The organism is Embleya sp. NPDC025285 (assembly GCF_055558835.1).
This window is the reverse complement of record NZ_JBVHLU010000155.1, coordinates 1-18,469: the sequence shown is the minus strand read 5'-3', so window position 1 is coordinate 18,469 and position 18,469 is coordinate 1. Positions and strand designations below refer to the sequence as shown.

Genomic DNA, 18,469 nt, shown 5'->3' with positions numbered 1-18,469 from the left:
TCCTCCCCCCACCCCCCTCCCTTCTGCGGTGGGAGAGAGGGGCGCCACCCCCCCCCCCCCCCCCCCCCCCCCCCCCCCCCCCCCCCCCTTGCCCGGGCGGCCACGCACCCGCGACCGCCGACCGGGTGAGGAACGTCCCTTCCCCGCACCCGATGCCCTGCTCGCGTGCCCGCTCACCTTCAACTCGCTCAACAAATGGACGCTGGGCCTGGCTGACAACGTCGCCCTGGGCACCCTCGCGGAATGGCTGAGCACGCGCCTCCCGACCGTGGCCGTCCCGTGGTTCAACGACACCCTCGCCGCGCACCCGGCCTACGCCGACAGCATCCGCACGTTGTCCTCGTACGGCGTCACGATCCACCTGGACCCGAACGGCCGGCCACACAGCGGTGATGCCCCGGTGGACTGGTCGGCGATCGCGAACCTCCTACCGGCGAATCCGGGCTGAACCCATCGCCGGTCGCCGGGGGGCGCCACGAAAGCAGCCCGTCCCGCACTTGCGCGTTGTGGAGCGGCCCGCTTCCGAACACCGAAGGCAGGGCGGCTTCGGGATGTTCGGGGCCTGGGCAGTGGGCGGTGGATGTGCGGCGGGTCGCCGTGGTGAGGGAACTACTACCCGTCGAGTCGCCATCCTCCAGGCTTGCCCGGTAGATAGAGGGTCTGCCGGGTGCCGTCGATGCGCAATCGAAGGTCGTGCGGGGCGGATCCGGCGGCCTGCCACTCCCGGTGGATCGCATTGATGGCGTCCCACAAGCGTCGGGGGCCGCCTTGGGCCACCGTGCCGGTTGCGTGCTCGAAGGTGGCCCAACTTCCGTCCGGGTGGCCGAGGTTGGTGCTGCGCCGGCCGGCCTCGTTACTGGTGAAGCGGCTGCATCCGGGCACGGCGAGGCCGAGGATGAACCGCGTGTCGGCCCCGTCGAGGGCGACCGGGGGTGTTTCGGGTGCCCGCGTGGCGCCGTCGCGTCCCTCCGTACGGCGGCCCATGCCGCTCGGATGTCGGGCGATTGCGGTCGGGAGATCATGAACGACGCGGTTGGGTCGGACAGGATCGGCCCGTCGGCCTGTCCCGAGCCGGTGACGGTCGGGCGGACCAGGGCGTAGGCGTCGAGCGGACCGGCCAGGGTGAGCAGCAGGACACCGCCGATGCGGGTGGCGTCGACCCATGCCGAGGGGACGCGGCGGACGCTGAAGGTCGCGATGAGTCGGTCGTATCGATCACGTGCGTCGCCGACCGCCACGACGGGTGGCATCGCGCGTTCGAGTGAACGATGCCCTTCTTCCGGCAGACATGTGGGTGATCTGCTTTGCTCACCTATCGAGAACTTCTCGCCACCGGGAACTCGCACGATCACCCACGGCCCCCTCATCTCATGGACGGCGAGTGCCCAATCCATTCCCTTCGCTCAAGGCTGCGCAAATGCTGAAGGTCCTCCTTGGTCTCGGCTATGTCGTGGTTCGGCAAAACGGCCCGCACCGTAGATTCAAGGCGGAAGGAATACCTCCGCTTACGTTCGCGTTCCGCGACGGCGAGAGTTTGGCGCCCGGCGTTGTCCGCGACATCCTGGTGAAGCAGGTAGGTCTGGGCAAGGACGATGCGCTGAAGGCGGTGGGCGTGAAATGAGCGAACTCTTTCACCTGATCATTCGGGATACCCAGACCGGTTTCTATGCGACGTCACCGCAGGCACCCGGCTTTATGCTGGGCCGACCGACCGTCGACGAACTGCGCGCGGACCTGCTCGACGCCTTGGCCTTCCACTTCGAGGAGGCGCGCACGCTCGAAATCGTGGAGCACCACGAACGCCTTCACGACCTCGAAGCCGGCGAGCTCGTCACGCGATTGGCGGCGGACATGCATCACGACGAGCGGTTGGAGGTCTACACCCGCATCGCCACCGCTCTCGATGTCCCCGAGCAGGTCCCCGAGCTGCTGGGCGGGATCCGTAACGGGGTGGGTGAGGTTGTCTATGTCTGCGCTGTTTCTTCGGACACGCTCGGCTGGCTGTTCACCCAACTGGATGAGCAGGGTGACGCGTTCTCCGTCGCGCTGGCCATCTCGGAATTGTTCCTGATGACCTTTCCCCTCACCGTTGGACCGGAAGACGGGCCGGACAGCTCCGGGGAGTGCGTCACCATCGGATCTCGTGGCTACACCAAGGACACGACATTGGCCGAGGTCATGAAGCGCACGGCCATTGTGAGCCCGGTGAAATCCGTGGCCAGGGTGGCTTGCTGAGCGAATGCGCACCACGAATGCCCCTGCCGCCGGTCGGTGGCAGGGGCATTCGATGTTCACGAGACATCCGAAGCGCTCTGCGCGAGCGATGCCGGCACGCTCGACGCATCGAGTCGGCCGAGCGGATCGCCGAGAACTTGCCGAAGGCAGGCACGCTCGGTTCGCTGCGCTACGTCACGAGTGAGCCGACGCGGGTTTGTGGCCGTCGGTCAGACCGGTCGGGCGATGGGTCCTGCCTTGTACATCTCGGTGGCGGGCGCGGTGGCGGTTTCCCGGGTGCGGACGCCGTGTTCGTATTCGACCATCCATCGGGTGCCGTCGTGCCAGATGCGGGTGATGGTGCCGAGGTGGTGGTTGCGGGGGCCGAGCTTGCGCCAGAGGTGGTCGCCGATCGACCACGGGGGTGAGGCGGACATGATCTCTCCACGGAGGCGGAAGGGGGCGGTCGGGGCGGTCTGCGTCCTGTACCGGCTGGGCGCGGGGGTGTGTTCGCGGTGCAGGATCATCCGTACGTAGCCGGGAGAGAAACCGGCGATACGGGCGATGGTTTCGGTGGGGATGCCGGCGTGGTGGGCGTCGGCGACTGCGGCGCGGAGTGCGGCGCCGGCGGTGCGGCACTGTTGGTGGTGGGCTTGCCGTTGGTGTGGCGTTGTCGCGGGGTTCGGTCGTCGGCCCTGGAGTCGGGTGCGGTCGGCGGCGGTTGCGGCGAGGTGAGCGAGGGCGGCTTGGCGGCCGTGGGGTGGTGGGTGCACGACCCTCCTTCCGGGCTGTGGGTCGATGGCCTTGCCCGGCCGGGCGTGCGGGGGTCTTCAGGCACCCGACCGGGCAAGGGATGAGGGGCCGGTCCCGCAGCCGCGCCGGTGACTGCGGGACCGGGTGCCGCCCGCCGGTGTGTGGTCGGGCGCGGGCGGCGACAGGGGACTCAGCCGCCGACCGGCGGGGCTGGGAACGTTCGCATCAGGTGCAGCCGCGACTCGTGTACCAAAGCCGTCAGTTCGGCGCGCGTCACGTCGAGGGGATCGCGGTCCGGGGCGATGATCCGGATCGGGCGGTCCGGGTCTCCGGACGGTTGGACGGCTACGGACTTTGACATGAAAACGGCCCCTCGCGCGTTGGAAACCTGCTGGTCAACAACGCTAGGGGCCGTCCAGTGACGGAGAGGCTACAGTTTGTATCCCTTCCGGGGCTTGCGTCAGGCCACCCCGACGCGCCTCGCGAACTCCATTCGACGCCCACTCCTGCGGTACTTCGCTGTCATCAGGCGCACGTTCTCCCGCACTGCGGGATGCATCCTCGCGTGCTGCGGCGCCAGGCGCTCCGCGTACTCGAACGCGTCCCATGCCGAGTCGTGGTCGCCGGCCAGGTAGTGCGCGCGGCCGGCGTCGATGTGGAAGTGGCTGCGGCGCTCCCTGCTGTAGTCCTGCGGCAAGACGATCCGCTCCAACCGGCGCACCGCGTCTCGCCCTCGGCCCAGTTCGACCGGCAGCGACACGCCCCAGATCGCCACATTGGTCGGGCCGAAGACCAACTCGAAGTCGTTGCGGTCCCCGCCTAGTTCGGTCGCCGACTTCTCGGCCTTCGCCCAGTGCGCCCATGCGGCGGCGTCGTCGTAGGCGCGTGCCGAGTTGAGGGATGCCTTCAGGTGGTAGGCGCCCGCGAGCGACAGAGACAATGGGTCGTCGCGGTGCTGCGGCTTGGACAACTCGGCCAAGCCGTCGTCGAGGATGGTCGCGGCCTCGTCGTGCTCGCCGATGCCGATGTACTCGCCCGACTCGTACCAGCGCGCGGCCAACATCCGTAGCGGATCCTCCGTACGCTCGGCAGCCCACAGGACCCGCTCGGTCGCAAGCGTCGCATCGCTGACCAGGCCCATTTTGTACAGGTACTGCATCGCCGCCTCGTAGGCCGAGCACAGCAGTCCGTACGCCTCGCGTCGGTCGTCCGATTCCAGGATGTGCGTTGCGATGCGGGTGTCGAGCAGCAGGTCTGGCAACACCTCGCCGGTTCGCGTCATCGCTGCGGCCTGCCGCCAGGCGTTTGCCTCGGCCACACGAGCGCGCAGTTCGGCGAGATCGACCTCGCGGGCCTGTGCCTCCGTCAGGCGGGGCGCTCGGTTGTAGCGGAGAAGTTCACGTTTGATCGCGGACACGGCTCCGTCATCCGATCCGGGCGCGTAGTAGGGCGCCCCGGTGATGTCCGTGGGGTGGCACTTCAAGGCGCGCGCCAGGCTCAGGATGTTCGCGGGGCGGTCCAGGGATCTAGCGCCGCGTTCGTATGCCTTGATGGCGGCGAGGCTGAAGTTCGTCTCCATCGCGAGGCGGCTCTGCGTCCAGCCTCGGGCGGCACGCGCGGCGGCGAGTCTCGTGCCGTTGTGCGGTGCGAACGTCGGTGTTTCATCGTGGTCCGTTGGCATGGCCTGGATTCCCTCCGAGCAGGTCCACCCGAGCCGATGTGTGCGCAGTCGCGCCGGTGCTGCCCTGCAGCCGGTGACGGCGCCGCCCCGTACTCCGGCGGGATAATCAGGTACCGCCAGCGTACGCCGACGCACAACGCCGGCAGGTGAGTCTGCTCCGCTGCCATCCGTGGGAGCGGGGCGAAGTCATCTCCGGGCGCAAACCTGTTCGTGCTGCTCATGCTTCACCGGCTGCGGGCGTTGTGACCTGCGGCGACTCCGGCAGTCTCAGGGGCGCACGCCAGTTCGCGTGCTCCGCTCGTGTGCGCCGGCTATCGGTCGTCAACGGAGCGATGCCATTCTGGAAAGCCATCGCGAGCAGGAGGCCGCCATGCCCAGAACCACCGTCGTCCGTGGTGAGCGGATCGAGCTGCCGAATACGCTCGCCGAGATCCGGGCCGCGCTCCCCGAGGACCGTCGCGAGGAGTTCGACAAGGTCATGTACGAGACCCCGCTCGATCGGCTCGAACGCGACGCCATCCTGCACTGGGCGCTTCCTCCGGAGGCCCAGGAGGACGACGAGGCCGTGCACGAGCGCCTCAAGGCCGGCGACTTCGGCGACTGCGTGGACCGAGACGGGAACGCGATCACATGAGCTATCGCGTGCAATACACGAATGAGGCCGAAGACGGCCTCAAACCCCTGTCCTCCGGGCAGGTCCGGGCCTTCAAGAACGCCGTGGACTCGTCCATCGGCCGCGACCCCTACGGGTCCGGCTCCGTGCAGGTCGGCAGCGACCGAGACCGCCGGGAAACCACGATCTCCGGGGTGTTCGTCCGCTACACGATCAGCGCCGGAGTCCTCGTCGTCACCATCACCCGCACCGTCTCGCTGTGAAACCGCCCATCTGCCCAGGGCACTGACGCCGACCCGCCGGGACGACGTGCGTCTCGGAAGACCGGCCCCGATGTCCCGCCGGGCGAGGTCGGGTTTCGCCTTGGCGTCGCCGAGGTGTGGACTTGGTCAGTGTGGGATGTCCACCGGGGGCAGGACCTCGGCTGTGGGGGAGAAGCGGGTGGGGACGGCGAAGGTGCCCTTGGTGGGCGGTGGCTCTTGGTGGTCGGCGGCGGATTCGGCCCGGCGCAGGACGACCAGGGCGGCGATCGGCGGAGCCGGCGCCTCGGGGGCCAGGAAGGGCTCGTCGGCGACACCCGCGAAGGCCTCGCGGGCGGTGCTCGCCGGGTCGGGCGCGGCGTACTCCAGGATGTCGGCGCCAAGCCGCCGGCCGGTGTTGCGCAAATGCAGGTACGCGGTCGTGCAGACCTCGCGTGCGGCGGTGCCGTCCGCCTCGGCCAGCGCCCGTTCGTAGGCGGCGTGCACCTCGGGCGGGGTGGCCGCCGGGGTGATCCCGAGGACGTCGTAGGGCGATCGCTCCGCTGCGGGCATGATCCGTGCTCCGGGGTCGAGGTCCATGGTCGAGGTCCATGGTCCGTGGGTCGTGGTCCGAGATGTGGGCGGCGGGGTCCGGGGTGCGGCCGGTCGGTCGACGCTCGGTCAGTAGTAGCCGTGGATCCGGGCCCGGATCTCGTCCAGGATCTCCCGGGTGCCGTCCGTGGGGTGGTACTCGTTCGCGCGTTCCAGGTGCACGAGCGCCGTGTGGTTGTGTCCCATGTTCGCCTGCCGCACCCCCTCGTTGTGCAACGCCAGCGCCAGCAGCACGGTGTTCTCCGGGGTCAACGGGATCGCCTCCAGCACCCGGATCGCGTCCTGATAGCGCTCCTCGCCCAGATACACCGCCACCAACGCGTCCCGCAGCCTCGGCTCCTCGTGCTCGGCGAGGGCCCGACCGAGCACCTCGATCGCCTCGTACGCGCGACCCTTGGCGAGCAGGTCGTAGCCGCGGTCCACCACCACCACGATCCACGCCTCGCGCAGCGGCTCGATCTCCAGGCCGTCGGCGATCTCGCGGCGCAACAACTCCTCGGCGACCTCGTAGTGCCGCGCGTAGTAGTGGTTGAACGCCAACGCGCGGCGCGTGGGCGGGTCGTCGCCGTAGTGCAGGGCCTCCTCGAGCAGGGTGATCGCCCGCTCGAAGTCCTCCTCGCCTTCGCTCGTCCGCGCCGCCTCCACCAACAGCGCGGCCACCCGACGGCGCGCCTCGGCGGCCGGCGACTCGTTTTCCCCACCGGTGTCCGCGAGTTCGAGTGCCTCGCGCATCGCCGCCACCGCCTGTTCGCGCGCGCCACCGCGCAGCGCGAGTCGCTCGGCGCTCAGGAACAGCGCGTTGGTCAACCCGATCCGACCCGCCTCGCCGGGATCGAGCGCGAACGCCTCGCGCATCGTCGCGACCGCCTCCTCGACCGCCGCGTCGGTGCCGGTCGCCAACAACTCCATCACCAGCCCGCGCAGCGCGCCGGCCGCCAACGACCGCACGGCCGCGTCGTCCGGGGTCAGCTCCAACGCCCGGCGAACCAGCGCGATCGCGTCGCGGTACAGCTTGCGTTCGTGCGCCTGCCGGGCGAGTTGCGCGTACGCCCCGGCCAACGCCGCGCGCAGGCCCGGCCCGTCCGGGGCCAGCGCCCACGCACGGGACAACAATCGGGCCGCCTCGGCGTGTTCGTCCGGATCGGCGGCCAACACCGCCTGCGCGGCCTGGATTCCGACCCGGGCGGCGAACTCCATCGCGTCCGCCGGCAGCGGCGCCGCCTGCTCCAGACACCCCAACGCCGGCGCCCACTCGCCGCGTTCGCCCAGATCCCGGGCCTGGGCCAGGTGCGCCCGGGCCAGCAGCGCGGCCACCCCCGGCGTCGCGGCGGGCCCGGCCAACCCGGCCAGCGCGGTCAGCCCGGAGACCGCCTCGTCGAACCGGCCCGCGTCGATCAGATGGTGGTACAGGCCCAACGGGCCGAGCAGATCGGCGGTGTGTGCGTCCACCGCGCCCCGGACCGCGGCGGCCAGTTCGCGGCCCGCCGGCGACCCGTGCTCGGGGTCGGCGACCCGCTCCAGGAACATCGGCCCGCACACGATCGAGGCGGGTGCCGGCTCGGTGTGCGCGACACGTTCGGTCGCGGCCACCTCCAACGCCCAGCGCTGTGCCAACTCGCGGTACAGCGCGGCCACCGCGCCCTCGCTCTGCCCGGCCCGCTCACGCAACTCGCGGTGCACCCGCTCGATCTGCTCGGTGCGCGCGATCCGGATCCGCTCCTCGGAGATCTCCCGCCCGGTGCGCGCCTCCAGATCGATCCAGAACCTCGGGCTGTACAGCACCGCGGCCCAGGTTCCGCACACCAGTTGCCACATCGCGGTGGTGTGACCCGCGTCGTCGGCCAACCCGGCGCGCAGCGCGGACAGCGCCAGACACTGGAGGTTGCGCACATCGGTGGGCGCCGCCCGCTCCAGTTCGAGCCGAATCGCGATCGAGGCGTCGTGCCGATCCGCCCGGGCGTGCGCGAGCGCCTGCCACGAGCGCAACAGCGGCCGGGCCCGACGCACCTGCGGCAACTCCGGCACCAGGTCCGCCGCGCGCTCCACGTCCGCCGACGCGGCGACCAGGTCGGCGCTGTGCGCGGCGGCCCGGCGCACGTACACCCGAGCCGCGATCAACCTGCCCGCGTCGCTCGCCCCGGGGCCGGCCAACAACTGCTCCAGACCCGCCAACGCCGCGTCGTGATCGCCGCGCTGGGCACGCAGCAGGGCCAACAGGTGGTGTGCCGAGGTACGCCCACTGCCGCTCGCCCACCGGGTCAGCTCGGCCTCCGCCGCCGCACCCGTGCCGGCCTGGTGCGCGCACGCGGTCAGCGCGGCCGACATCGCGTCCGCGCAGCCCCCGCAGCGGGCCGGCAGGTCGCCGCCGAGCACGCCGTGGTCGGCGCAATAGGCCCGCCCGCACTGGCCGCATACGGCCCGCGCCGACGCGACGCACCCGGCCGACTCGCACACCGCCGTGTGCGGCTGCGGCTCCACCGGCCCGGGAACCACCAGCGCCTGCCGGTACGCCTGGGCCGCATCGCCCCACCGGCGGGCCCGCGCGGCGTGCATCCCGCGCACCGCCCACGCGGCCGGTTCGGCCTCGGCCAGCGCGCCCAGCGGAACGGTGCCCGCGCCGAGCGCGAGTCGGGCCAGCGGCGCCAGATGCCCCACGCGCGGATCGGCCACCGGATCGAGCGCGGCCGACAACCGCACCGCGACCGCCGGTTCACCCGCGTACAGCGCCGCGATCGCCAGGTGCACCCGGATCCGCCGATCGCCCGGCACCAACGCGACCGCCGCGTCGAGCCGATCCCGTGCGGCCGTCAGCGGCGCGCCCCGGTCGCGGCCGAACCGCAACAACTCGGCGCCCTCGCGAAACAGGGTCTCGGCCAGCGCGACCCGATAGCCCTCGTGGTCGGGAAACGCGTCCCGACACGCCTGCCAGTGCTCACGCGCGAGCGCGTGGTCGCCGGCCGTGAGCGCGGCCCTGGCCAGCAGATCGCGCGCGGTGGCCACGTTGTGCGCGCGGATCGCGTCGTTGACCCCGCCCGGCGCCGCCCACAACTCGTCCGCCCGATCCACCCGACCCAGTCGGGCGTACCCCAGGCCCAGATGGAAGCGCGCCGCGCCGGTGGGCTCGGTACGCACCGGCCCCAGCACCTCGATGCCGTCCGTGATGCGCCCCGCCGCGATCCGGGCCGCGCCGAGTCGGACCACGCCCGGCGTCCAGTCCGGGCGGGCCGCCAACCCGCTCTCGTACGCCTGCGCCGCGCCCGCGTGGTCGCCCGCGTGCTCGCGGACCAGGCCCAGCCCGAAGCGGGCCGGCGCGTACTGCGGATCCAGCCGGGCGGTGGTCTCGAACTCGCGCCGGGCCAGCGTCCACTCGTCCTCCAGCACCGCGAGCTGCCCGCGCGCGTAGTGGGCCCGCGCGTCGCCGGGCGCGGCGGCGACCGCGGCGTCCGCGTCGGCCCGCGCCGCGCCCAGATCGCCCTCGTCCCGATAGGCGATGCCACGGAAGAGCAATGCCTCGGCCGCCAACGGCGAATCGTCGTCCACCCGGTCCAACACCCGCCAGAACGACGCGATCGCGTCCTGACGTCGCTCGCGCCGCAGCCGTACGCACGCCTGCCGGTGGTGCACGAGCGCGCTGTCGTCGCCCGCCTCGATCGCCGCCGAGAACGAGGCGTCGGCCGCCTCCAGTTCACCGGTCGCGCTGTAGGCGCGGGCCAACAGGTGGTGCTGCGCCGCGTCGCGCTCGCGGATCTCGGCCAGATGCACCACCGCGCGCCCCGCGGCACCGAGTTCGAACAGCGCCCGGCCCAGCCCGAAGCGGGCCCGCGCGTGCCTGGGCTCGGCCGCCACCACCCGCTCGAAACACGGCGCCGCCGCCGCGAAGTCGCCGTCCTCGTCGTGCAGCGTGCCCAGCGTCAGGTTGGCCGCGACGTGTCCGGGCTGCGCCGCGAGGACGCGCCGCAACACCGGGAAGGCCGCCACGCGGTCCCCCCGGGCCAGCGTGAGCGTGACGAACTCCAATTGCACGTCCGCGTGTTCGGGCAGCAGGTCGGCCGCCCGGCGGAGCGGCTCCAGGGCCGCGGCGTCCCGGCCCAGCGCGTGCTGCGCGCGGCCCAGGCCAAGCCAGGCCTGGGCGTGTGTGGGGGCCAGTGTGCAGGTGCGGGTGAGCAGGGCCACGGCGGCTTCGAGCGCCGCGGCTCGGGACATCTTGTCGGCGGGCTTGCGGCGCAGATGGGTCAGCGCCATCGCGTACAGCACCTCGGGCCGCTCCGGCTCGATGGTCAACGAGCGCTCGAACGCGGCGAGCGCGTCGTCCGGGCGACCCGCGTCGCGGTACAGCCTGCCCAGTTCGTAGCACGTGGACGCGCGCGGCACGAGCCGGTCGGCGCGCTCGAACGCGGCGGTCGCCTCGGCCGCCCGACCGAGGTCGCGCAGCGCGCACGCGCGGCCGTACACCGCCCACTCGGTCCGCGGCGCGCCCGCCTCGATCCGGCCCGCGAGTTCCGCCACCGCGAGCAGTTCGGCCCTGGGCAGGCCGGGCGCGACCACGCACCGGGCCTCCAGGAAGTCGTACGCGGCGTGATCGGGATCGGTGTCGGTGCGGGTGACCAGGTCCACACAGATCGCGATGTCCAGCGCGCCGGGGCCGGCCCGCCGGGTCGCGTCGGCGGCGGTCAGCTCCAGCGCGGCGGCGGGCAGCGCGGTCAGCGCGAACGCGGTCCGGAACGCGGTGATCGCGTCCGCCGAGCGGCCCTGTCGGCTCGCCACCTCGCCCAGGCCCACCAGCGCCCGCCCCCGGGTCTCGGCGTGCGCGTCGGCGATGCCGGGCTTGACCAACGCGTCCGCGATGCGGCGATAGCCGCGCTCGGCCGCGGCCAGTCGGCCCGCCCGGTGCGCGGCCTCGGCCTGGGCCAACAACGTCTCGGCACGCGCCGCGATCGACGCGGGTCTGCGCCGGAATCCGAACCACATCACAGCGGCCACCAAAGCGAGGAGGGCCGCGATGGCGGCGAGAAGCGGGACCGTCATCGGGCGGCCCGCGGGGTATGCCGAACTACGTCGATCAACGGGTCCCCCGACCGTTCAACCCAACAAACACCGTTCATCCCAGCATCGAGCGCTCATGCTAGAACACGCGTCATCCGACTTTCAGGTGCTTGGCGGCCCCGGCTTGGGCAAAATCGCGCCGCGTGTGAACATGGCGACACCGGCGCGCCGACCGCCGCCGACTACGCTCGGTGGCCATGAGCAGCACACCGCCCCCGGATCGACCGACCGAGCAGGATTTCCACCGGCTGCTGGAGCGTACCGGTGCCGAGATTGCCCCGGGCCTGACCGAGGACGAGTTCGAATCGGTGGAAAAGGAGTTCGGATTCCGGTTCGCCGCCGATCACCGTCTGTTGTTGTCGGCCGGCCTGCCGGTCGGGAAGAGCTGGCCGAAGTGGCGTGACGGCAACGCGCGGAGCCTGAAGGCGCAGCTGGGCTGGCCGAGTGAGGGTGTGCTGTTCGACGTCGAGCACAACGCTTTTTGGCCCTCGACGTGGGGCGCGCGTCCGGCACAGCTCAAGCACGCGCTCAAGTCGGCGCGATATCACCTGGCGCGGGTGCCGACGATGGTGCCGGTGTACGGCCACCGCTACCTGCCCGGCACCGAGGGCCAGTGGGGTCACCCGGTGTTGTCCATGATGCAGACCGACATCGTGGTGTACGGCGCGAACCTGGCCAACTACCTCGCGGCGGAGTTCGCCGGCGGGACGATCGAGCAGGCGCCGGTGACGGTGCCGTTCTGGCGCGACCTGGTCTCGTGAGCGGGTACGTCCGGCGCGCCGACGTCTCGTGACCCGGGTGTCGCCCGAGCCCGGGGTGTCGCCCGAGCCCCGGGTGTCGCCCGGCCGCCGCCCGGGCCCGGGCGCAGTGCCGCGGCGCGGCCGCCGCGACGAACGCGAACCCGGCCGAGGTCCGAGCCCAGGCCGCTCACCACGGCCGACAACCTTCGGTTGTCGGTGCGGGTAATCGGTTGTTGGCCCTGGAGACACCCGCCGATGTCTGCTGGATCCCGGCGGGTGCACCGGCGCACCCGAGCGGTGGACCCGGGCACGCGGACACCGCAACGCCAGGACCGACCCGGGAGCAGACCGCGATGCAGGCGCCGACACCGACCGGACCGGCGGACCCGTCCGCCATCACCACCATTTTCGATGCGCCCGGATTCCTCCCGCAGTTCATCGCCGGCAATCGTTCCAGGGCGCTCGTCTGCGGACTGGATCCGTACGAGTACGACCGGGTCACCGCCGACCTCGACACGCTCCGCGACTGGTTGCCCGCCTTCCGGCGGGTCGGCGAGAGGTACCGCCACGCGGGCGAGACGTACGCGGCGGACGGGCGCGTGGTGTCCGCGGGCGACGCGCTGCGCACCGCCGCGCGCTGGCTGCACTGTGCGACGTTCCCGCCGCTCGCCGAACACGAGCGCACGATCGCGGCGGCGCGCGAGGCGGACGCGGTGATGGCACGGGCGTTCGCGTACCTGGACCCGGGTGCGGTGCGGATCGAGGGGGAGGGGTTCGCGGGATGGCTGCGCCGGCCTCCCGGCTGGGTCCGGCCGAACCGGGTGGTGGTCGTGGCTCCCGGCCTCAACTCCGGCAAGGAGGAGTTCCACGCGGTCGACGAGGCGCTGCTGCGACGCGGCGTCGCGAGCTTCTCCTTCGACGGCCCCGGCCAGGGCGTCCTGGTCGACACCGCGCCGCGAGCCGACTACCACCGCGTGGTCGGCCGGGTGATCGACGCCCTGGAGACCCGTACCGACCTGGACACCGGCGCCGGCGTCGGCCTGGTCGGGATGAGCCTGGGCGGCTTCTACGCGACCCTGACCGCCGCGCACGAACCACGCGTGGCCGCAACCGTCGCGGTCAGCGGCCCGTACCGGCTCGACTGGGCCGAACTCCCGCTGTTCGTGCGGGAGACGCTCACCGTGCGCACCGGGAGCGCGGGCGCCGCCCAGGAGTTCGCGCGCGGCGTCGATCTCGCCGGGATCGCGACGGGCATCGGCACGCCGCTGCGGGTGGTCGAAGGCGGCGAGGACATCACGCCCGGCGTACTCCCCGCCGAACGTGCCGCTCACCAGGCGCCTTCGGGCGAACTGCTCGTGGTCCCGTACGGCGACCACCTGCTGTGCAACGCGCAGTCCGCGTGGCTCCCCGACACCGCCGACTGGCTGGTGGACCGACTCGGGTAGCCGACGGCGTCAGCGAGTCAGGCCCGCGTCGTGGGCGATCAGACCGGCCTGGGTGCGATTGGCGCAGTCGAGTTTGGTCAGGGTGCGCGAGACGTACGCCTTGACGGTGGCCTCGGTCAGGTGCAGGCGGGCCGCGATCTGGGAGTTGGACAGGCCCTCGCCCAGACAGCCCAGGATCTCGGTCTCCCGGTCGCTGAGTTCGCGAATCGTGTGGAGGGCCGCACGGCGCGCGGTGTCGCGGGCCGCGCTCGCGCCGATCAGATTGCGGGCGGCGGCCGGCGACAACACGGTATTGCCGTCGGCGGCCACCCGCAGCAGGGCGATCAGGTCCTCGGGCGGGGTGTCCTTGAGCAGGAAGCCGACCGCGCCGGTGTGCAGCGCGCGCAGCACGTGGTCGTCGGTGTCGATCGTGGTCAGCACGACGACCTTGGGCGGCGTGTCGAGCCGGACCATCCGGCGCAGCGCGGACAGCCCGTCCACGCCGGGCATGTGCAGATCCAGCAGGACCAGGTCCGGGCGATGCCGGACCACCTGTTCCAGCGCCTCGGCGCCGTCGTACGCCTCGCCGACGATGTCGAGATCCGGGGCACCGCCGAGGATCGTGCGCAGGTGCGCGCACACCATGCGCTCGTCGTCCACCAGCAGGAGTCGGATCATGCGGCACCTTCGTCGAGATCTCGGTGGGGCAGGAGGGATACGGAGGGGATCGGGACGAACGCGTCCAGCACGAAGCCCCCGGTGTCGTCGGGTCCGGCACGCAGGCGCCCGCCCAGGAGTTCGACGCGTTCGCGCAGGCCGAGCAGGCCGGTGCCGCCGGTGCCCAGGTCGACGTCCGGGGCCCGGGCCGCCTCGGTGTTGGCGACGGTGACGCCGATGCCCGAGGGCTCGTGCCGGATCGACACCCGCACCCGGGCGCCGGGCGCGTGCTTGTGCACGTTGGTCAGCGCCTCCTGCACCACGCGCCGCACGGTCCGCGCGGCGGCCGGCGCGTCCCCGGCGGCCGGTACGCCGGTCACCGTCGACTCGATCGTCACGCCGGCGGCGCGCGAGTCGGCGATCAGGTCGGATACGTCCGGCCCGTTCGGCGTGCCGACCGACGACGGATCGTCGGGGGCCTTCGATCCCGCGATCGGTTGGGCCGGGGCACCCGGCCCCGGGATCGGTTCGTCGGGGGCGCGCAGCACCGCGACCAGTTCGCGCAGCTCGGCCAGGGCCTGACAACCGGTCAGGCGTAGCTCCTCGGCCGCCGAGCGCACGTCGTCCTGCTTGGCGATCGTGCGCAGCGCGCCCGCCTGAAGCACCATCAGCGAGACCCGGTGGGTGATCATGTCGTGCATCTCGCCCGCCAACCGGCGCCGTTCCTCGGCCCGTGCCCGTCGATCGCGTTCGGCCTGCTCACGCTCGACCCGTTCGGCGCGCTCGGTCAGCGCGAGCAGCAGGCTGCGGCGCGAGGCCAGGTACATCCCGAGCAGCAGCGGGGTGCCGATGGCGAGGAACTCGACGAAGACGTCCGAACCCGGTTGGGCCCGCCACGGTTCGCACATGGTCACCGCGAGCCCGGCGGCGAGCAGCCACTTGGCGGGCCGGTGCGCGGCGTACGCGCCGAGCGCGTAGGCCGCGAACGGTTCGGCCAGAACCGGACCGCCGATCGACAGCGCGAAGACGATCGCGGCCGAACCGAGCGGCCGGCGGCGACGCGGGATCAGCGCGGCGCCGGCGGCCACCTGGATGAATACTCCCCACCACGGCACGTTCTGCGGCGTCTGCCATCCGCCGTTCTCGAACGAGTCCAGCGCGCGCAGCAGTCCCGCCAGGGCGGCGACCGACATCGCCAGCACGACGTCGAAGACGAGGGCGCGCGGGATCGACCCGGGCGGCGGACGGTACACGTCGGCCAACCTATCGGGAGGGGTCCGGGCGTTCGGCCACGCACCGCGCACGTCCGCGATCGGGCCACGCGGGGTCCGTGGGATCCGCGCGATCGGCCCCCGGTTCCTGCGGTTCATTCGGTCCCGAGCGCGCCGAGCACCGACATGCGCGCCGCCCGACGGGCAGGCCACGCCGCCGCGAGCACGCCGACGCCGATCGCGCCGAGGACGAACAGGACGATGCGCGGCCACGGGATCGTGGCGCCCAGGGGGACGTTGCCCAGGTCGATGCCGCGCACCGCCAGAACGCCCACCGCGACGCCCAGGACGACTCCGAGCAGGGCGCCGAAGAGCGAGATCAGCGCCGCCTCCAGGCGGATCAGGTCGCGCACCCTGCGGGCGTCCAGGCCGATCGCGCGCAACAGGCCGATCTCGCGGGTGCGTTCGAGCACCGACATCGCGAGGGTGTTGACGATGCCGATGACCGCGATCAGGACGGCCATGCCGAGCAGGCCGTAGACGATGTTCAGGAGCAGATCGATGCCGGCCGCCAGACCCTTGCGCAGCTCGTCCTTGGATTGCACGCGCAGCGCGGGGTCGGCGCCGAACGCCTCGTCCAGGGTGGCGTGGAGGGCCTTGGCCTCGCCCGACACGGCGCGGACGAACACCTGGCGGCCGAGCGGGCGTTCCAGGTGCGGGTCGAGTGTGTGGGTGGAGACCAGGTAGGGCGCCACGATCGGGTTGGCGCGGTAGATGCCGCCGACGCGCAGTGTTCCCGGGACGCCGTCGGGGAAGGTCACGGGCACGGTCATGCCGACCTCGAGCCCGCGCGAGTCCGCTTCGATCCGCTCGACGAGCAGGTCTGTGCCGAGTGCCTCGGGTCCACCCGCGACGAAGTCGAGACGCATCACCCGGGGGCCGGCGACCGCGTCCATGGCGGCGAGTTCGCGCTCGCCGCCGGCGATCCTCGCGGCGCTCGTCCGGTACACACTCGCGGCGGCGACGTGCGGGAGACGGCCGATCCGCTCCATGGTCTCGGGAGCCATCGGGTCGCGCAACGTGGTGGACACCGCGTAGTCGGCGGTCAGCCCGCGCGCCGCCGCGTGGTCGAGGCTGTCCCGCAACGACGCGCCGATCACGGTCAGTCCGGTGACCAGGAACAGGCCGATCATCAGCGCCGAGGCCGTTGCGGCGGTACGGCGCGGATCGCGCAGCGCGTTGCGGCTCGCGAGCCGGCCGGTCACCCCGAACACCCGGGTGAGCGGGCGGGCGAGGAGGCCGATGACGGCCACCGACAACAGCGGGATCAGCATCAGCACGCCGGTCACCGCGACCACCCCGCACACCACGATCAGTATGGGCTTGCCATCACCGCCCGGCGCGACGCGCGTGGTCACGTACGCGCCGGTGACGCCTACGACGAGCAGGAGCAGGCCGAGCAGATTGCGGCGGAGCAACCCCGTGGGGTTGGGCGGGCTCGCCCGGAGCGCGGCCATCGGGGGGATTCGGGCCACCTTGCGGGTGGGTAGCCACGCGGCGGCGACGGTGACGCCGACGCCCACGACGAGGGACCACAGGATCGTGGCGGGCCGTACCACGAGTGGGCCGCGCGGCGGTTCGGCGTCGGTGCCGCGCAGCAGGGCGAGCAGTCCGGCGGCGAGGGCGATGCCCAGGAGCAGGCCGAGCAGCGCGCCGACCAGGCCGGTGGCCAACGCCTCGAAGCGCACCGAGCGGGTGACCTGGCGGCGGGTGGCGCCCACCGCACGCAGCAGCGCGAGTTCGCGGGTGCGCCGGCCGATCAGCATGGTGAAGGTGTTGGTGATGATGAACGTGCCGACGAACAGCGCGATACCGGCGAATACGAGCAGCCCGGTGGCCAATCCGACGGTGCCGGCCGCGGCCAGGTCGCGGCGTTCGGCGGTGAGTGTGGCGCCGGTGACCACCTCGGCACCGGCGGGGACCAGGGCGCGGACGGCGTCTATCACTGCGGCGTCGGTGGTGCCGGAGTGGGTGGAGGCGGTGATCAGGTCGTACGTGCCCGGGGCGGTGAACAGGCCCTGCGCGGTGGGGGTGTCGAACAGGGTGAGGGTGGCGCCGAGGCGGATTCGGGCGTCGTCGGCGTGCACGGTGCCGACGAGCGTGGCGTCCAGCGTGCCGCCGCCGGCGACCACGCGCAGCCGGTCGCCGACCCGGTAGCCGGCCGAGCGGGCACCCGCGTCGTCCAGGGCGATTTCGCCCGAGGCGGTGGGTGCGCGACCCGAGGTCACCCGGTACAGCGGATCGGAACCGTCGGGCCCGGGCGCGTGGTTGGTGCCCACCGCCTCCTCGACCCGGCCGACCAGATGCCCTTTGCGGTCGACGACCACGGCGGGCCCGGAAACGGAACCGCGCACGGACTCGACGCCGGGCAACGCGCGCAGCCGATCCACCAGGTGTGCGTCCAGCACGGGTCGGTCGGGCGTGTCCTGGTCGGGATCGATGCGGACGCCGACGGCGACCCCCGCGAAGTCGTCGGCGGCGGCCGACGCGGACGCCTCGGTGATGCTGTCCTTGAGGGTGAGCACACCGGAGACGAACGCGACGCCGAAGACGATCGCGAGCACCGTCAGAGCCAGGCGCGCCCGCTGCGCGGCAAGGGTACGAAGGGCGTTCCTGAGCATGGGCGACGTCCTGAACACGATGGGATTCCGGCCGAAGTCGGCAAGACCCCACCACCCTCACGCGGGCCCATATCCCTTCGATACGTCCACGGGAGGGCCTGGGTATCCACCATCGCCACCCCAGTGGTCCGATCGGACCACCCGAACCAACGTAGGACGCACCGCCGTTGCGAGACCGACGCCTCACCTCACCGCGTAACGCCGGTCGTGTTCCGCTGACTTCGCATGCGGTGGGCTCTTCCGGCCATGGTTCGAGTTTCGAGCCCTGTCCCAGCCGTCCTCGCGTTCGTCCGCCGTAAGCGTGTTGTTACAGAGTCTGCTCGTTCTCGGGTCGACCGAGCGTCCAACCTGTTGCCGGGGTATCCGGTGCGCCCCGGCGGAACCCGCCCGGCGTGTGGGCCGTTGCGGGCGTCCGGGGCGTGCCGGGATGTCCGCTGTTCCCTCTCGTGACCATGTCACCGGTCTGCGACAGCGGCGTCGTGGACCGTCGACTCCCGTATCGCCGCCGTCCGCGGCCGTTTCATAGTGGATCTCGCAAGCAGCCGGGAGCCGAACGAGTTTCGGCCCGACCACTGGACACCAAGGGGTTCTCTTCATGTTC

16 protein-coding genes are annotated in these 18,469 nt (G+C 72.2%); 7 read left to right on the top strand and 9 right to left on the bottom strand.

Annotated features, from left to right (window positions below; all coding sequences use genetic code 11):
* Positions 1-88 precede the first annotated feature (88 nt).
* Entirely contained in the window at positions 89-448 is a 360-nt protein-coding gene (locus ACZ4FV_RS48560; protein ID WP_465327641.1) for a hypothetical protein, read from the top strand.
* 164 nt (positions 449-612) lie between these two features.
* On the opposite strand, the gene ACZ4FV_RS48555 is transcribed toward ACZ4FV_RS48560, so the two are convergent.
* A complete protein-coding gene (locus ACZ4FV_RS48555) occupies positions 613-984 on the bottom strand; it encodes a hypothetical protein (protein WP_465327639.1) in 372 nt (123 codons plus the stop codon).
* 397 nt (positions 985-1,381) lie between these two features.
* On the opposite strand from ACZ4FV_RS48555, the gene ACZ4FV_RS48550 reads away from it, so the two are divergent.
* Both ACZ4FV_RS48550 and ACZ4FV_RS48545 read left to right on the top strand, forming a co-directional pair.
* A complete protein-coding gene (locus ACZ4FV_RS48550) occupies positions 1,382-1,621 on the top strand; it encodes a type II toxin-antitoxin system HicA family toxin (RefSeq protein ID WP_465327637.1) in 240 nt (79 codons plus the stop codon).
* Positions 1,618-2,235 carry a hypothetical protein gene (locus ACZ4FV_RS48545; protein ID WP_465327635.1) on the top strand — a complete coding sequence of 206 codons (618 nt, stop codon included), beginning with the start codon at positions 1,618-1,620 and terminating at the stop codon, positions 2,233-2,235. Before ACZ4FV_RS48550 ends, ACZ4FV_RS48545 begins: the two co-directional genes overlap by 4 nt.
* Positions 2,236-2,444: 209 nt before the next feature.
* On the opposite strand, the gene ACZ4FV_RS48540 is transcribed toward ACZ4FV_RS48545, so the two are convergent.
* From ACZ4FV_RS48540 to ACZ4FV_RS48530, 3 genes are all read right to left on the bottom strand, one after another.
* Positions 2,445-2,651, bottom strand: coding sequence for a hypothetical protein (locus ACZ4FV_RS48540; protein WP_465327633.1), 207 nt, complete (start codon positions 2,649-2,651; stop codon positions 2,445-2,447).
* Between the two features lie 506 nt (positions 2,652-3,157).
* On the bottom strand, positions 3,158-3,328 hold the full coding sequence (locus ACZ4FV_RS48535) for a hypothetical protein (RefSeq protein WP_395859493.1): 171 nt from the start codon (positions 3,326-3,328) through the stop codon (positions 3,158-3,160).
* A gap of 99 nt (positions 3,329-3,427) precedes the next feature.
* Positions 3,428-4,648 (bottom strand): helix-turn-helix domain-containing protein, encoded by a 1,221-nt coding sequence (locus ACZ4FV_RS48530; protein WP_395859492.1) that lies wholly within the window; start codon positions 4,646-4,648, stop codon positions 3,428-3,430.
* A gap of 370 nt (positions 4,649-5,018) precedes the next feature.
* On the opposite strand from ACZ4FV_RS48530, the gene ACZ4FV_RS48525 reads away from it, so the two are divergent.
* The gene (locus ACZ4FV_RS48525; RefSeq protein WP_395859491.1) at positions 5,019-5,282 is read left to right on the top strand and encodes a hypothetical protein; all 264 of its coding nucleotides are present in this window, start codon (positions 5,019-5,021) and stop codon (positions 5,280-5,282) included.
* 8 nt (positions 5,283-5,290) lie between these two features.
* Complete coding sequence (locus tag ACZ4FV_RS48520) at positions 5,291-5,524, top strand: hypothetical protein (protein ID WP_395859490.1); 234 nt, start codon at positions 5,291-5,293, stop codon at positions 5,522-5,524.
* Positions 5,525-5,650: 126 nt separating this feature from the next.
* Here ACZ4FV_RS48520 and ACZ4FV_RS48515 read toward each other — a convergent pair whose 3' ends face one another.
* Together ACZ4FV_RS48515 and ACZ4FV_RS48510 are read right to left on the bottom strand one after the other, a co-directional pair.
* Positions 5,651-6,100, bottom strand: a complete 450-nt coding sequence (locus tag ACZ4FV_RS48515; protein ID WP_395859489.1) for a hypothetical protein — start codon at positions 6,098-6,100, stop codon at positions 5,651-5,653.
* An 81-nt stretch (positions 6,101-6,181) separates the two neighbouring features.
* Positions 6,182-11,137: a tetratricopeptide repeat protein gene (locus ACZ4FV_RS48510; RefSeq protein ID WP_465327631.1), complete on the bottom strand. Its 4,956-nt coding sequence runs from the start codon at positions 11,135-11,137 to the stop codon at positions 6,182-6,184.
* Between the two features lie 215 nt (positions 11,138-11,352).
* Here ACZ4FV_RS48510 and ACZ4FV_RS48505 point away from each other — a divergent pair, with 215 nt between their 5' ends.
* Positions 11,353-11,916, top strand: a complete 564-nt coding sequence (locus tag ACZ4FV_RS48505; RefSeq protein WP_395859487.1) for a hypothetical protein — start codon at positions 11,353-11,355, stop codon at positions 11,914-11,916.
* A 332-nt stretch (positions 11,917-12,248) separates the two neighbouring features.
* A complete protein-coding gene (locus ACZ4FV_RS48500; protein ID WP_402238549.1) occupies positions 12,249-13,340 on the top strand; it encodes an alpha/beta hydrolase family protein in 1,092 nt (363 codons plus the stop codon).
* Between the two features lie 9 nt (positions 13,341-13,349).
* Here ACZ4FV_RS48500 and ACZ4FV_RS48495 read toward each other — a convergent pair whose 3' ends face one another.
* The 3 genes from ACZ4FV_RS48495 to ACZ4FV_RS48485 form a co-directional block, all read right to left on the bottom strand.
* A complete protein-coding gene (locus ACZ4FV_RS48495) occupies positions 13,350-13,997 on the bottom strand; it encodes a response regulator (RefSeq protein WP_395859485.1) in 648 nt (215 codons plus the stop codon).
* Positions 13,994-15,229: a sensor histidine kinase gene (locus tag ACZ4FV_RS48490; RefSeq protein WP_402238547.1), complete on the bottom strand. Its 1,236-nt coding sequence runs from the start codon at positions 15,227-15,229 to the stop codon at positions 13,994-13,996. The genes ACZ4FV_RS48495 and ACZ4FV_RS48490 overlap by 4 nt, the downstream gene beginning before the upstream one ends.
* Before the next feature lie 113 nt (positions 15,230-15,342).
* Positions 15,343-17,868, bottom strand: coding sequence for an FtsX-like permease family protein (locus tag ACZ4FV_RS48485; RefSeq protein ID WP_465327629.1), 2,526 nt, complete (start codon positions 17,866-17,868; stop codon positions 15,343-15,345).
* Between the last annotated feature and the right edge of the window lie 601 nt (positions 17,869-18,469).